Genomic DNA, 15,035 nt, shown 5'->3' with positions numbered 1-15,035 from the left:
GGCTTACTGCGTGAGGTGACGGCCAAGTCGCCGCGCCGTTCCTTCCCGCGCTGACAATCCTGGGCTGTGAATCCGACGAGCCAACGTTCATTCCCCTCACAAGACGCTTCGCCATCAACCTCATTTGACTTCGACCAGGTCATTGACCGCCGCCGGCCAGGGTGTGTAAAGTGGACATACTACCCGAACGATGTCATCCCGATGTGGGTGGCCGACATGGACTTCCGCTCGCCCGAGCCGGTGCGTCAGGCCCTGGCCGATCGAGTGAGCGAAGGCGTGTTCGGGTACGAGTTCCCGCAGGATAGCCTGACTCAGGCCATCTGCGCTTGGTTGGAGCGGCGCTACGGTTGGCACGTCCAACCCGAAGCGATCGTCTTTCTGCCCGGCTTGGTTAGCGGCCTGAACCTGGTCTGCCGGGCCTTCGGGCGCGTGGGTGACACGACAGTCGTCCTGACACCGGTCTACTTCCCCTTCCTTTCCGCGCCGGCGAACCACGGCATGACGCTAACCCCAGTGGCTTTGCAATACCGCGGGGAGGGACAACGGGTGAATGTCGAGGTGGACTACGAAGCGTTCGCGCGCGCGATGGGCGCGCGAACGTCGCTGTTCATCCACTGCCACCCCCATAACCCGGTTGGGCGCGCGTGGACGCGCGATGAACTTCGGCGCCTGGCCGAGATTTGTCTGGCGAACGATGTGCTGATCTGCTCCGACGAAATCTGGAGCGACCTCACGCTGGATGACGTATCGCACACGCCGATGGCCAGCCTCTCGCCGGAGATCGCCCAGCGGTGCATCACCTTGATGGCGCCGAGCAAAACCTTCAACCTGCCGGGCCTCGGCTTCGGCTTCGCCGTCGTTCAAAACGAAAGGCTGCGCCGGCGCTTTGTCGCCGCTAATAACGGGGTGTTGCCGCCCTTGAACGCGATGGGTTTGGCAGCGGCTCAGGCGGCTTATACGCGATGCGATCACTGGCTCACGGCGCTCAAGCGATACTTGTCGGCCAACCGCGATGCCCTGCTCGATTACCTGGCCAAGCACATGCCCGAAGTGCGCGCGACCTTGCCGGAGGCCACCTATCTGAGCTGGCTGGATTTTCGCGAGGCCGGCATACCCGGGAGCCCCTACACGTTCTTCCTGGAGCGCGCGCGTGTGGCGTTGAGCGACGGCACCGCGTTTGGCCCAGGCGGCGAAGGGTTTCTGCGCTTCAACTTCGGATGTCCACGCGCGCAGATGATCGAGGCGCTGGATCGCATGCGCGCGGCGCTCAAGCAGGGCTAATGCTGTTACGCGAGCTGTTCTCCCCAGTCGCGGGCAACGGATGCTGCATCGGGAGATAGACGTCGAACGTCGTGCCGGCGCCGGGTTTACTGCTCACGACAATCCGGCCGTTGTGCGCCTGTACGATCGAGTGAGCGATCGAGAGGCCAAGTCCGGAGCCGCCGTTGGCTCGCGAGCGCGACTTGTCCACACGGTAGAAGCGCTCAAACACGTATGGCAAATCTTTCTCGGGGATGCCGACGCCTGTATCGCTGACGGAGATGCGCACGTAGTTGTTGTAACTGCGCACGGCTTCGATGCGCACCTGGCCGCCCTCAGGCGTGTGTTTGATGGCGTTATCCACCAGGTTCAACAGCACCTGCTTCAACCGGTCGGCATCGGCCTGGATGACGAGGTTGGGTTCGACGTGCGCCGATACGTTGACGCGGCCGGCGCTCAACACCTGCCCGCTGCGCTCCACATCCGAGATGACCTGGTTCAGGCTGATGTTGTGAATATGCATCGGCAGCACGCCGGCATCGGCCTGTGAGAGCAGCAACAGGTCACCAACCAGGCGCGTCATGCGGTCGCTCTCGCGGGTGAGCGCATCCAGCGATTCCTCGTCGGCGCAGCCCATCGCCCGCAGCAAGTCCACGTTGCCGCGAATGACGGTGAGCGGGGTGCGCATCTCGTGCGACACGTCGGCGATCAGGCGTTGCTGGGCATGGAAGAGCTTGGAGAGCCGGTCAAGCATCTCGTTAAACGCCTGCGACAGGCGGCTCACCTCGTCATTGGTCTTTGGCACGGTCACCCGCCGGTCGAGGTTCTCGGCGCGGTAGATCGCCATGACCGTCTTCGTCAGCGCGTCCACCGGCTGCAGCGCGCGCCGCGCTAGCAACACGCCGATCGCGGCCGAGAACAAGACGCCCACCCCACCCAGCGAGAGGAGCGCGATCAACAGGCTATTCTGCGCTGCCTTGATACTTTCGAGCGACGTGGCGACCTGAAGATACCCCACCACCTCTCCGTTGTGCGTCACCAAGGCTTGAGTAAAGACGCGAATCGGCGGCAGCCCGCGGTGTTGTGCCTCGGTGAATAAATTAACACGCTGGTCGGCAGGCATGCGCGCTGCTTCCTTAAACGCGGCCGGATCGAGGTGGTTCGTCAGAAATGGGTCGGCGATGTTGGGCGAGATGCCGATGATCTGTCCGCGCGGGCCGATGAGCTGCACGTATGTCTCGGAGGCGCGCAACGCATCGAGGCCGGGCAAGGTCAACACCGTTTGGCCGGCGCGCTCCTCGACCGCCGGCCGCCGGCTCAGGGCAAGCGGGAGCGCGGTGTTGGCTGCCTGGTTGAGTCGTGAGTCCACCTGCTGGATCATCTGCCAGGTGACGTAGATATACACGCCGATGCTAAAGATGAGGAGGATGATCGCAAGGACGGCTGTATACCAAATGGTGAGCCGCGTGCGGATGGGCATCGGCGGAATAATAGTGCAACTTGCTGAGAAGCGACTGAGCCGCTAGATCGCGCGCGCTGCGGCGATCATGCGCGGGCTGCCCTCGCCGTAGGGCGACAGGTCGTAGTGGCCATACCAGATCGGTGCGGCAAACCCGCTCTGGAGCAGGAGCAACTCCATTTCATGTTTGAAGACGTGGCGCAGGCGAAAGGTGACGAGCTGTTCGGTGGAAACCGCATCGCCGGCGCGGCGTTCTTCTATGCGATAAACCAACTCTTGTTCCTGTATCGCCCAGAAAATGCGGCTGGCGACGAATTTGTGGATCTCGGTCCCAGCGTGAGGATCTACCAACGTGGCCTCGAGCTGGAAGACGCCGTCGTCGGGTTGATAGGCCAGCTCGTCATTCGGCGGCAAATCCACCACCAGCAGCCCGCCGATCGCAAGGTGTCGGCGCGCGGCGCGCAGCGTAGCGAGTTGGTCGTCGCGGCTGAGGTTGTGCAGAAAGGTGTTGAGCGCGATGATGGCCATGTTGAACCCCGACTCCGCTAAATTGAGCACACGCGCGTCGGCGTGAACCAGTGACCAGCGCTCGGCAGGGATGCGCCGGTTCGCGCGCAATCGCTGCTCGGCGATGCGTAGCATCTCGGCCGACTCGTCCACACCTACGACGCGAAAGCCGGCTTCGACCAGCGGGATCATCACTCGGCCACTGCCGCAGCCGATCTCCAGGATGGACGCGCCAGGGGCTGCCTCGCGCGCCAGTCGCAAGTACATCGGCGCATCGTCCAGGAAGCCACGGTGTTGCAGGTCGTAAACGTGCGCAAGGGCATCGTATAGGCTGGTGCAGTTCATCGGTTAGCAGGGAGCCGTGTGCCACGCCTATAATATCTCAACAAGGTGACATGAGCTTAGAGCGCGACCAGGCGTCATCGGCCTCGACATTCGCATCAGCGGTTCCTCCGCAAGGGGCGACGGACATTGCAACGGAGTCGCCGTCGCGCTATGTCTGGGCGGGCATCCTCACCATTGTGCTGCTGATCCTGTCTTGTACAGCGGTATTCTGGCTCTTGTCTCGCCGCGCCGTGGAAGGCGATGCCGCGCCAACGTCGCCGGGCAGTCGCGCGCGCGTCGCGGCAAGTGGCCCGCTCACCCCCGGCGCACTCTTCGGTGTGCGCGGGGGCGGCTTCCAGGCCAACGAAGTCGTTGAGATCTTCCTATCCACTTCGCCAACGGCGCCGTTTGGCGAATTCCAGCGATTAGGCGATGCCATCGCCGGCCCCGACGGCGCCTTTGAACGAAATGATCTGACCGCACCCACAACCACTGGGCAGTATTACCTCATCGCACGAGGCGCAGCCAGTGGGTTCACGCCATTCACGCCGGTCACCATCAGCGGTGACCTGATACCTACCCGGTTGCCGCCCGAAGCGCCGACGCCGACGCCCAGCCCGACCGGTCCACGGCCGGATCTGGTCGTCGTGAGCGTAGCCATCGAGCTGGAGACCGGCGCGAGTTGCGCCTATGTCTCGCCCCAACTTGGCATTCGCGTTGTCGTGCAGAACGCCGGCAGCACCCCTACCGGCCCGTTCCTCGTGCAGGCGAACAACCAGCAACAACTGGCGCCGAATGGACTGGCGCCGGGCCAGACGGACTCGCGATGGTTCCCCGGCTTCACCACCGGCTCGAACCTGGTCGTTGTTGACCCGACCAACATGGTCCTCGAAAGCAACGAGGATAACAATACGTTCAACGGGCCATTGCCCATCCCAACTTTGCCTGCGACGTGCACGCCGCCGCCCAGCCCAGCGATCATTGGGCCGACGGCGACGCCGAACCCCAACCTTGCAGGTGCATGGTATAGCCAGTATTTCGGCAATCTCGATCTCATCCCGCCGGTGCTGTTCGACCAGAATTTGCCTGGCCCGCCCCTGAACGTAAACTGGGGCTCTGCTGCGCCCAATGCGGGCGTCCCGCGCAACAACTGGTCGGCCATCTTCACCAGCGACGCGAACTTTCCGACTACGGACAACTACCAGTTCACGCTCAGCGTGGATGGCGGCGCGCGCGTCTTTGTAGACGACGTGTTGATCATCAACCAGTGGTTCAGCGCCGGCCTGCGCACGGTCACGGCTGACGTGAGTCTGGCGGCCGGGCTGCACAGCCTGCGCGTCGAGTACTATAAATCGGGCGCTTCAGCGCGCGTCTCTTTGAACTGGAGAGTCAACTACGTCGGCTGGGAGGGCCGCTACTACAACTCTCCTAACTTGACAGGGCCGGTCATCATCAAACGCGACGACCCGCTTGCGCCGCCGAACCCACCTGGATTCTTAAATACGACGTTTATGCCGAACTGGCCGCCGCCGCAGATCAACTCACTCAACTTCTCGGCTGATTGGCGCCGCTCGGTAGATTTCCCAGTGGCCGGGACGTATGTGTTCACGGCGACGGTGGACGACGGGGCGCGGTTGCTGGTGGATGGGGCGCTCGTAGCCGGCATAGATGACTTCACCGCCGGTCCGAAAGTGCTGGTGGGCACACGGGTGTTGAACGCCGGTCGGCATTTCCTGCAAGTGCAATATGTGAACTACACCGGCCCGGGCAAACTTGAGCTGGTCTGGGCGCTCGTTCCGCCACCGCCCACGGCGACGCCCACGCCGACCTTGACGCCGTCGCCATCCCCTTCTCCCACCATCACGCCCACGCCCACGCCTACGCCTACGCCGACGCCGGCGCCGCCCACCGACACGCCAACGCCGGCGCCGCCCACGCCGACCTTGACGCCGTCGCCATCACCTTCCCCCACCGTCACCTCTACCCTGCTGATCGTGACTGAGTCGCCTTGAGCCGTCGTCGGTTTCACACGTCGAATACCACAATTTCGGGCCAGGTGTTGAGCCGGGTGGGTGTGGTGTTCTCCCCGCAGCCGGCAGATACATACGCCATGCCATGGGGGGTGTGGTACAGGCCGCGGTAGAACTTGGACTGGATCGGGATGGCCAGGCCTGGCAGGAGGGGGATGTAAATCTGCCCTTGATGCGTGTGCCCGAAGATGAAGAACGCATCCCGCGGCAGCGGGTGAGCGCGACGCCCGTCGAGCTTCAGCATCAAGTCGGGATTGTGGCCAAGCACGATCACGCGCATGTTCGGCGCGCGGCGATAGGATGCCAGTGCGCCGTGCAGGTCATCGCGGCCGGCCCACAACTCATCCACGCCGACCAGCAACACATCGTCGCCGATGGCCACGCACTCGTTGCGCAACAGTCGGATGTTCAACTGCGGAAGGAGTTGGATCAACTCATCGGAGTGGTCCGGGCCTGGAATGCCATAGTCATGGTTGCCCAGCACGGCATACACCCCGCGCGTCGCCTGCAAACGGCGCAGCGGCGCGAGCAAGTCAGCAATATCACAGCATTCGGTCTTGCCGACGAAATCGCCGCCAATGAGCACCAGGTCGGGCGATTGCGCGTTGACTGCTTCGACGATGCGCTGCGCCCAGTCTTGGCGCTTGAATCGGCCCAGGTGGAGGTCGGAGAAGAAGACGACTCTGAGCGGCGGATGGCTCGCGGCAGGGGTCGCTCTGTGGGATGCCGGCGCGCGCTGGGGGGCGATCTTCAAGTGCCTGACCCGTAGTTGCCAAGGCGCGACAAAACGCGCATAAGCGCCCCAGGCTGCTGCTGCGGCGACGATGGCGCAGGCGACCGCCTGCGCCATCGCGTCGGTAACGCTGTAGTAGATCGCAGCGAAGGCAGCCAGCGGCGCAACCGCAGCGCTGGAGAGGAAGATCCAGTCAATCATCCACTCTGCGAAAGGTTGCACCGATCTGACGAGGGAATCCGATGGACGCGAGTATTGCATGACGATGCCACTCAGCAAGAGGCAAGTTTGAAGATGGCGGTCGGCAACGCACGCCGCCCTGCATCGCGCGCCTCGCCACGAGAGTTGCCGGGCGCAACAGTAGCAGCGCCCGGCGTTAGGCCGCTTTGATCTCGTCGAAGGCGCGCTGGTAGAGCTCGTCCACTTCTGGATTACCCTTGCGCAGGAACTCCAAGGCGTCGCCCATGGCAGCGACGTCGGGATATACCGCTTTATCCTCGACCAGCTCCTTGGCGATCAACCCCTGACGCAGCGCCTCGGCGCTCGGCGTCGCAAGGCCGACCTCGTTGGCGTTCTCGGCGGCAATGTCGGTCCGGCACAGGAAGTTGATGAACACTTCTGCGGTGTACTGGCTCGGCGCGCCCTTCGGCACACACAGGTTATCTTGCCATACCGTGCTCACGTCGCCCGGGATGACGTAGACCAGATCGGGATTTTCGCTGCGCGCGGTAACAGCATCGTTGGTATAGATTTGCGCGGCGAAGGTGTCGCCGGCGACGAGGTTCGTGGCGGCGTTCGGGCTGTCGGTCAGCGTGTAGTTGGTGCGCCGCTTCAGCTCGATGAGCGCATCACGCGCCGCATTGATCTCTTTCGGGTCCGATGCGTTGCCGCTGTAACCGAGCACCCGCAGGCCAACTGCCAGCAGCTCGCGCACGTCATCCAGCATGCCCAGCTTACCCTTCAGCGCGTCTGGCCAGTTCATCACCTGCTTCCAGTTGGTGATCGGCTCGGTCACCTTCGTCTTGTTGTAGGCGAAGCCGGTGCACCCCCAGTTATAGGCCACGGAGTACTCGTTGGTCGGATCGAAGTACAAGTTCTTGTGGCCGGCGTCTATGTATTGGAAGTTGGGGATGTTGCCGAAGTTCAGCTTCTCCAGTAGGCCAGCAGCGATCAGCTTCGACACCATGTAGTCAGACGGCGTGATCAGATCATAACCAGGATTGCCGCCCGCTTTGAATTTGGCCTCCATCTCTTCGTTAGAGCTATAGATGTCAATTTTGACCGTGACGCCGAACTCTTGTTTGAACTTGTCAATGACGCTGTCGGCGACGTATCCGCCCCAGGTGTACCAGCTTATCTCCTTGGCTGGGTTGCCCGCATCTGCACTGCCGGGTTGTGGCGCAGGCTCATCGGCTGCTGGCGCACTGGTCGGTGCCGGCGCGGTCGCGCCGCCGCAGGCAGCCATGAGCGCCGTTGCACCGCTCAGCCCCAGACCCAGTCGCAAAAAAGTCCGTCGGTTCATGATTCCCTCAGTCTCCTCTCGGTTCGTGTGGCTTGTCTAGTCATGTTCGCCGGCGCAGTGGCACGGCTATTATTGTTATTGTATCCATGCAGCGCGAGGCGCTCATGTCCGTTGGCGATGCTGGATGAGCTGCGTGGCAATCACGAGGACGATGGAGAGCACCAACATCAGCGCGGAGATGGCGTTGATCTCCGGCGTGATGCCTCTGCGGATCTGGCCCCAGATGTAGACCGGCAGCGTCTGCGATCCGACGCCGGTGACGAAGAACGAAATCACGAAGTCATCCAACGACAGCGTAAACGCCAACAGGGCGCTGCTGATGATGCCCGGCATGAGCAGGGGCAAGGTGACCCGGCGGAAGGTCACCCATTCGTTGGCGCCGAGGTCTTGCGCCGCCTCCTCCACCGAGCGGTCGAAGTCGGCCAGGCGCGCGCGCATGGTGAGATAGACAAACGGCATGCAGAAGGCGATGTGGGAGATGATCAGGGTGAGGAGGCCGCGGCTGATGTTGACGGCAGCGAAGAAGATGAGCAGCGAGATGCCCATCACGATTTCTGGCACGATCACCGGCAGATACAGCAAACCGTCCCATGCGCTTTGGCCGCGGAAGCGGTAGCGCTCCATCGCCATCGCCATCAACGTGCCGATCACGACAGCGCCCAGGGTGGACAGTGTGGCGACAATCAAGCTGTTGGCAGCCGCTTCCAGGATGCGCGTGTTGCTGAACACGCGGTCATACCATTGCAGGGTGAAGCTCTGCCAAGTCGCGCCCGTGCGCGCGCTGTTGAACGAGAAGACGATCAGGACAACGATCGGCACATAGAGAAAAGCGAATGTGAACAGGGCGATGGTCACCAGCGCAAAGCGCCCCACGCCGAAGCGTCGGGTTTCGCCGCGCGGCTTGGGCTTGATCTCGCCGCGCTCACCGAGCAGGATGATGGTGGAGTCGGACGTCACAGCGCCTCCCTCATGCTTACAAGACGGCGCGCTGTTCGCCGCGCCCGCTGCGGAAGTACAACACGGCCGCGATGGTCACGATGACCATCATCAGCAGCGCCAACGCCGAGCCGAAGGGCCAGTTCACACTCGCGCTGAATTGTTGAGCGATCGTATAGCCGATCATGTTAGTGCGCCCGCCGCCCATCAGCTCAACCGTGATGTAGGAGCCGACGGCTGGGACGAACGTCAGGATCGAGCCGGCGACCAGGCCGGGGGAGATCAGCGGCAACATGACGCGCCGGAAGGCCTGCAGCGTGTTCGCGCCGAGGTCGTTCGCCGCTTCGATCATCGTCCAGTCGAACTTCTCCAGCGAGGTGTAGAGCGGCAGGATCATGAACGGCAGATTGCCATAGACCAGGCCGACCATCACGGCCATCGGTGTGAAGAGCAGGTCAATCGGCGCCAGGCCCAACGTGCGCAGCAGGGTGTTGATCGGCCCGTTCCCGCGCAGCATGAACTGCAGCGCGTACGTGCGCACCAGGAAATTGGTCCAGAAGGGAATCATCACCAGGAAGAGCGTCAGGTTGCGGTAGCGTCGGGGGAGCCGTGACATGAACAGCGCCACAGGAAACGCGATCAGCAAGGTGATGATTGTGCTGGTGAGCGCAAGCCAGATCGAGCGCCAGAATAGTTCCAGGTATAGGCCGTCGAACAGGCGTATGTTCAACCCGCCGGCGAATGAAATAGATGGGTTGAAGCGAATGTCTTTGACGACGTCCCCATAGTTCTGCAACGTGAGAGGCGGCGCGGGGAAGCCGAACTGATCGCGCGACATGAAGCTGATCACCGCCATGATCAGCAACGGGATGAGGAAGAAGACGATCAGCCAAAAAGCGCCCGGGCCCATCAAGCCGGCGATGCGCAGGGAACGGCGTTCACGAAAGGCTTGAATCATAGGCAGGGACGGCGCGCTCTGCGCTTCACTATTGGGCTAAGACGAGCGCGTTCTCCGGCTTAAAGGTCAGCCAGGCTGTTTCGCCGGGTTTGAAGAAGTAGTTCGGATCGAGTGTGCTTACGGTGTTCTGCTCCCACACGTCCAAATGGTTTGTGCCGAGCGACACGATGACGCGCGTGTCCGAGCCGACGTAGGCGATGGAATGCACCCGGACTTCGTAGCAATTGGGGCTGTTGTCGGGCTGTTCGACCAGTTGCACCTTCTCCGGCCGAACCGAGACGACTGCTTGGACGCCTGGCCGCACCCCATCCATCGCGCGCCCAACGAACCGCCGCCCGCCATCCGCGATGACGCTGGCGAATTCGCCGTTGACTTCTTGCACCCGGCCTTCCAGGAAGTTGGTCTCGCCGATGAAGTCGGCTACGAAGCGCGTGGTGGGGCGCTCGTAAATTTCGAGCGGCGTGCCAATTTGCAGCACTTTACCCTTGGAGAACACGGCGATCCGATCGCTCATGGTCAGCGCCTCTTCCTGATCGTGCGTGACGAAGATGAAGGTAATCCCCACCTCGCGCTGAAGCGTCTTCAGCTCGATCTGCATCTCCTTGCGCAGCTTGGCGTCGAGCGCGCCCAGTGGTTCGTCGAGCAGCAGCACGTCGGGGCGGTTCACCAGTGCGCGCGCCAGCGCTACGCGCTGCTGCTGTCCGCCGGACATCTGGCGGGGATATCGCTTGGCCATCTGCGGCAGTCGCACAAGTTCCAACGCCTCGCCTACCCTTCGCACGATCTCACTCCGGCTCAGGCCTTTCATCTCCAGCCCAAAGCCGACGTTTTGCTCCACGGTCATGTGGGGGAAGAGCGCGTAAGACTGGAAGACGGTGTTGACATTGCGTTGGAAGGGCGGGGTGTTGCCCATCGCCTTGCCATCGATGTAGATCTCCCCGCTCGTCGGGCGCTCGAAGCCGGCAATCATGCGCAGCGAAGTGGTCTTGCCGCAGCCCGATGGCCCCAGCATCGCGAAGAATTCTTTCTGGCGAATGCCCATCGAGACGTGATCTACGGCGACGACATCGCCAAACACTTTGCTCACGTCCCGCATCTCAACTGCGTAGTCGGCCAACGCGCTTGCCTCCGCAAATCATCCAGCTTCTCACTCTCTCTGAAATAGCTCGTGGGTTCAGAAACGAGCGGAGAAAATTATACGAAAGAGCGCGAAAGTGGCGGAGCGAACGCCCTGCGATTATCTGCGGTCAAGCCGGCGTGTGCGCCGGCCCCTGCGCCCCATTCGAGCTGCGCATCGCCGTGTTGTTCCCCGGCCAGGCCGCGCAGGTGACCGCTCGCCTGCGCGACAATGCATGGCGTCGTGTCATTGGCAGTCCCGAGGGATGAATGTTCGACCAGATGAGTGGATATGCGGCGCGGCGGCGTCGGCCTGTTGCGTCTCGTCTTCGGTACAGCTCGCTTCTTCATGCAAACTTCGAGCGCTTGACTATAATCCGCGTCTGCCGCAAGGCAAATTCTGAAGTCCTCAGCGACGATTGAGAAGGAGGCGCAAACGTATGAAGAAACCCAGCATCACTCGTCTTGCACTCGTCACACTATGGCTAGGCGCGCTGTCGGCATGCGCGATGCCCGCGCCCCCGGTCGTTCAGCAACAGCCACAACCTCAGCCTCCGGCAGCCGCGTCTGCCGAAAAGCGCAAGCTAAACGTCTTTGGCGCTTACGCGACGGCCGTCGAAGAACCTTGGGTGGGTGTCATCCACACTGCGCTGCTCAAGGCCAAGGAAGCCGGTGAAATTGAATACGCCTACACCGACGACATTGGCTATACCGGCGACATGGAGCGCGTGCTGCGCGAAGTGGCCGAGAAGAACAAGCCAGACATCATCTTCGGCGATGCCTTTGGCAACGAAGAAGCGGTGCGCCGCGTCGCTAAGGACTATCCTGAAGTGGCCTTCGTCTTCGGCTCCGGCGGCGGCCCAGCGGAGCCCAATTTCTCCGTTTTCGACAACTGGATCCATGAGCCGGCTTACCTCAGCGGCATGTTGGCCGGTGGGTTGACCAAGAGCAACATCGTCGGCGTCGTCGGCGGCTACCCCGTGCCCGAAGTCAACCGCATCGTCAACGCCTTCACCGCCGGCGTGTGGGAGGTAAACCCGAACGCTGAGGTGAAGACGACCTTCATCAATAGCTGGTTCGACCCCGCTGCCGCTAAGGAGGCCGCGCTGGCCCAGATCGAGGCCGGCGCCGACGTGCTTTTCGCCGAACGTTTCGGCGTGATCGAAGCCGCCGCCGAGAAGGGGCTATATGTCTTTGGCAGCATGAGCGACCAATCGTCGCTGGCCCCAGACTACGTAGTCAGCGGCCCGGTGTGGCACATGGAGCCCACAGTGAACTACGTCATCGCCCAGGTGCGCGCCGGCGCCTACACCGCGCTCGACCTCAAGGACTTCAGCATGGTGGCGAAGGGCGGCGCCAGCCTGGCCCCCATCAACACCAATGTCAAAGGCGGCATCCCGCAAGATTTGATCGAGAAGGTCCGGGCCAAGGAAGACGCCATCAAGAGCGGACTGTTCCGCGTGGACATCAACGAAGCCCAACCGCCCGCTTCGGCGAAAAAGTAGCGCTCGGCAAGTTTGAGTAGCGCAGTGGGGTGGGCAGCCCGAGAGGTGCGCCCGCCTCGCTGCGCATGCGCAGCGCTGCTCCCTACGCCGCCAAGCGCCAATACCCCCCATGACCCAACAAACGCCGATCGTCAGCATGCGCGGCATCCACAAGCGCTTTGGCGCAGTGCTGGCGAATCAGGGCGTGGATTTCGACTTGCAGGCGGGCGAAATTCACGCCCTGCTGGGCGAAAACGGGGCCGGCAAGAGCACGTTGATGCGCATTCTGTATGGCCTCTATCGCGCCGACGCCGGTTCGATTGCTGTGGATGGCCGCCCCGCGCTGATTCGCTCCCCACGCGATGCCATTGCCCTGGGGATTGGCATGGTGACTCAGCACTTTGCGCTGGCGGCGCCGCTGAGCGTGACCGAAAACGTCATCCTCGGCCAGGAAGGACGCCTGCGCCTGGACCTAAAGTCGGCTGAGGCTCAGGTGACTGCTGCAGCACAACGCTTCGGCCTAACGGTCAACCCACGCGCACAGGTGCACACGCTGTCCATCGGCCAACGCCAGCGCGTGGAGATCCTCAAGGCCTTGTATCGGCAGGCCCGCGTGTTGATCCTCGACGAGCCGACGGCGGTGCTCATCCCACAAGAAGTCGAGCAGCTCTTCCAGACCTTGATGCGCCTCAAAGCTGAAGGAGTTTCAGTCGTCTTCATCAGCCATAAGCTGAGCGAAGTGACCCGCATTGCGGACCGCGTGACGGTGATGCGCAGCGGTTGTGTCGTGGGCAGCATGCCGGCTGCCCAGACATCCCCGGCCGAACTGGCCCGCATGATTGTTGGCCAGACGATCACGAGCGTGAGCAAGCCGCGTCAACTTGCCGCCGACCGTCCGATGCTGATCCTGGACGACGTGTGGGCGGACGACGACAAAGGCGCGCCGATGCTGCGCGGCATCTCCTTGCAGGTGAATGCCGGGGAGATTGTGGGGCTGGCCGGCGTGGCCGGCAATGGCCAAACCGAACTTGCAGAGCTGATCGAGGGCACCCGCGCCTGTCGCCGAGGCCGCATCCTGGTGGACGGCGCCGACGTGACCCGCGCCGGCCCGGCGCGCATGATGCAGGCCGGCGTCGGGCGCATCCCCGAAGATCGTCACGCCAGCGTCGTCGGCGATTTGACCGTGGCCGAGAACATGGCGCTCGAACATCTCAATGAATTCGGTCGGCATGGATTTCTAGATCGGGCGCGCCTGCGCCGCCACGCCGAGCAACTCATCGCGGAATATCAAATCAAAGCCCGCCCCGAGGATCGCATCCGCACCCTGTCCGGCGGCAACATGCAGAAGGTGATCCTGGCACGAGTGCTAGAGCGCCGACCGCGCGTGATCGTGGTCTCGCAGCCCACGCGCGGCCTGGACATCCGCGCTACGGAGTACATTCATGGCAAACTGCTCGACCAGCGGCAGCGCGGCGCAGCGATCTTGCTGATCTCTGAGGACCTGGATGAGCTGCTGAAACTCGCCGACCGCATCGCCGTGATCTACGGCGGACGGATTGTGGGCGTGATGCCGGCGGAGACGGCCACGCCGGAGCGCCTCGGTTTGCTCATGGTCGGCATGTCACACGAAACAGGAGGGCCAGATCATGGCGCTCAAAGTTGAGCGACGGCCGGCGCCGGTCTGGCTACCACCGCTGCTGCCGCTGCTGGCAGTGGTGATTACCTTTGTCCTCACCAGCGCGCTAGTGTGGCTGGCAGGCGCTAACCCTCTGCGCGCGTATTACCACTTCTTAATTGAGCCGCTCTCCAGCCGGGTGAGCGCCTTGGAAGTTTTGGTGAAGGCCACGCCGCTATTGCTCACCGGCATGGCCGTGATGTTGGCCTTCTACGGCGGCTTTTGGAACATCGGCGCGGAAGGGCAGTTTTTGGTCGGCGCAACAGCGGCCACTGCAGTCGGCCTGAATATGCACGGGGTCCCGCCTTGGGTAGCGTTGCCGCTCATGGCGCTGAGCGGATTCGCCGCGGGGATGGCCTGGGCGCTCATCCCCGCGGTGATGAAAACCCGGCTACATACCGATGAGGTAGTGACGACGCTGCTGCTGAACACGGTGGCGCTGCTGCTGGTCAGCGCCCTGTTAAATGGGCCTTGGCGCGACCCGATTTCGCAATGGCCGCAATCGCCGGAAATCGCTTCGACCGCCATCCTGCCCAAGCTGGCGCCGCGCACGCGCCTGCACCTGGGCTTCCTCATCGCGCTCGCCACTGCGTTCGTCGTGGGCGTGTTGCTGCGGCGAACGGTCTTCGGGCTACGCATGCGCGCGGTTGGTCTGCAGCCAAAGGCTGCGCGCTTCGCCGGCATTCCTGTCGAGCGCATGCTGCTCGTCTCGGCGCTGGCCAGCGGCGGCATCGCCGGTCTGGCCGGTATGGTGGAGGTGGCCGGCATCCACTACCGATTGATCGAGGCCATCTCCGGCGGCCACGGCTACACCGGCATCCTGGTGGCCATGCTGGGCAACCTGAGCGCGCCAGGCGTGGTGCTGGCAGCGCTGTTCATCGGCCTGATCGACACCGGCAGCCAGACGGTCAGCCGCGCCTTGGGGGTGCCGGTGTACCTCGGGGAGGTCATTCAGGCGACGTTGCTGCTGGTCACCCTGGCGGTGCTGCTGCTGCAAAACTATCGCCTGCGCTGGGAGCGGAGAGGGTGAG

12 protein-coding genes are annotated in these 15,035 nt (G+C 62.9%); 5 read left to right on the top strand and 7 right to left on the bottom strand.

Annotated features, from left to right (window positions below):
* Positions 1 to 66: 66 nt before the first annotated feature.
* Complete coding sequence (locus GXH28_RS02525) at positions 67 to 1,281, top strand: MalY/PatB family protein (RefSeq protein WP_169237429.1); 1,215 nt, start codon at positions 67 to 69, stop codon at positions 1,279 to 1,281.
* Here the strand turns inward: GXH28_RS02525 and GXH28_RS02520 are convergent.
* Together GXH28_RS02520 and GXH28_RS02515 are read right to left on the bottom strand one after the other, a co-directional pair.
* Positions 1,268 to 2,740, bottom strand: a complete 1,473-nt coding sequence (locus GXH28_RS02520; RefSeq protein WP_169237428.1) for a sensor histidine kinase — start codon at positions 2,738 to 2,740, stop codon at positions 1,268 to 1,270. The genes GXH28_RS02525 and GXH28_RS02520 overlap by 14 nt on opposite strands.
* 42 nt (positions 2,741 to 2,782) lie before the next feature.
* Complete coding sequence (locus GXH28_RS02515; protein ID WP_169237427.1) at positions 2,783 to 3,571, bottom strand: class I SAM-dependent methyltransferase; 789 nt, start codon at positions 3,569 to 3,571, stop codon at positions 2,783 to 2,785.
* A gap of 50 nt (positions 3,572 to 3,621) precedes the next feature.
* On the opposite strand from GXH28_RS02515, the gene GXH28_RS02510 reads away from it, so the two are divergent.
* The gene (locus tag GXH28_RS02510) at positions 3,622 to 5,562 is read left to right on the top strand and encodes a PA14 domain-containing protein (RefSeq protein WP_169237426.1); all 1,941 of its coding nucleotides are present in this window, start codon (positions 3,622 to 3,624) and stop codon (positions 5,560 to 5,562) included.
* Between the two features lie 13 nt (positions 5,563 to 5,575).
* On the opposite strand, the gene GXH28_RS02505 is transcribed toward GXH28_RS02510, so the two are convergent.
* The 5 genes from GXH28_RS02505 to GXH28_RS02485 form a co-directional block, all read right to left on the bottom strand.
* A complete protein-coding gene (locus tag GXH28_RS02505; protein ID WP_169237425.1) occupies positions 5,576 to 6,514 on the bottom strand; it encodes a metallophosphoesterase in 939 nt (312 codons plus the stop codon).
* Positions 6,515 to 6,689: 175 nt separating this feature from the next.
* The gene (locus tag GXH28_RS02500; protein ID WP_169237424.1) at positions 6,690 to 7,835 is read right to left on the bottom strand and encodes a polyamine ABC transporter substrate-binding protein; all 1,146 of its coding nucleotides are present in this window, start codon (positions 7,833 to 7,835) and stop codon (positions 6,690 to 6,692) included.
* A 102-nt stretch (positions 7,836 to 7,937) separates the two neighbouring features.
* Positions 7,938 to 8,792 carry an ABC transporter permease gene (locus GXH28_RS02495; protein ID WP_320447897.1) on the bottom strand — a complete coding sequence of 285 codons (855 nt, stop codon included), beginning with the start codon at positions 8,790 to 8,792 and terminating at the stop codon, positions 7,938 to 7,940.
* A 16-nt stretch (positions 8,793 to 8,808) separates the two neighbouring features.
* Positions 8,809 to 9,729: an ABC transporter permease gene (locus GXH28_RS02490; protein WP_169237423.1), complete on the bottom strand. Its 921-nt coding sequence runs from the start codon at positions 9,727 to 9,729 to the stop codon at positions 8,809 to 8,811.
* Positions 9,730 to 9,757: 28 nt separating this feature from the next.
* On the bottom strand, positions 9,758 to 10,825 hold the full coding sequence (locus GXH28_RS02485) for an ABC transporter ATP-binding protein (protein ID WP_169237463.1): 1,068 nt from the start codon (positions 10,823 to 10,825) through the stop codon (positions 9,758 to 9,760).
* Between the two features lie 460 nt (positions 10,826 to 11,285).
* Between GXH28_RS02485 and GXH28_RS02480 the strand changes: the two genes are divergently transcribed.
* The 3 genes from GXH28_RS02480 to GXH28_RS02470 all read left to right on the top strand — a co-directional run bounded on the left by GXH28_RS02480 (position 11,286) and on the right by GXH28_RS02470 (position 15,034).
* Positions 11,286 to 12,350: a BMP family protein gene (locus GXH28_RS02480; RefSeq protein ID WP_240550119.1), complete on the top strand. Its 1,065-nt coding sequence runs from the start codon at positions 11,286 to 11,288 to the stop codon at positions 12,348 to 12,350.
* Between the two features lie 109 nt (positions 12,351 to 12,459).
* Positions 12,460 to 13,992 (top strand): ABC transporter ATP-binding protein, encoded by a 1,533-nt coding sequence (locus tag GXH28_RS02475; protein WP_169237422.1) that lies wholly within the window; start codon positions 12,460 to 12,462, stop codon positions 13,990 to 13,992.
* The gene (locus GXH28_RS02470) at positions 13,976 to 15,034 is read left to right on the top strand and encodes an ABC transporter permease (protein WP_169237421.1); all 1,059 of its coding nucleotides are present in this window, start codon (positions 13,976 to 13,978) and stop codon (positions 15,032 to 15,034) included. The genes GXH28_RS02475 and GXH28_RS02470 overlap by 17 nt, the downstream gene beginning before the upstream one ends.
* The last annotated feature ends 1 nt before the right edge of the window (position 15,035 follow it).

The sequence above is a fragment of the Candidatus Roseilinea sp. NK_OTU-006 genome (assembly GCF_012931985.1).
Lineage (GTDB): Bacteria > Chloroflexota > Anaerolineae > J036 > Brachytrichaceae > JAAFGM01.
The sequence above is the reverse complement of the archived record's forward strand: the minus strand, read 5'-3'. Positions and strand labels throughout refer to the sequence as shown.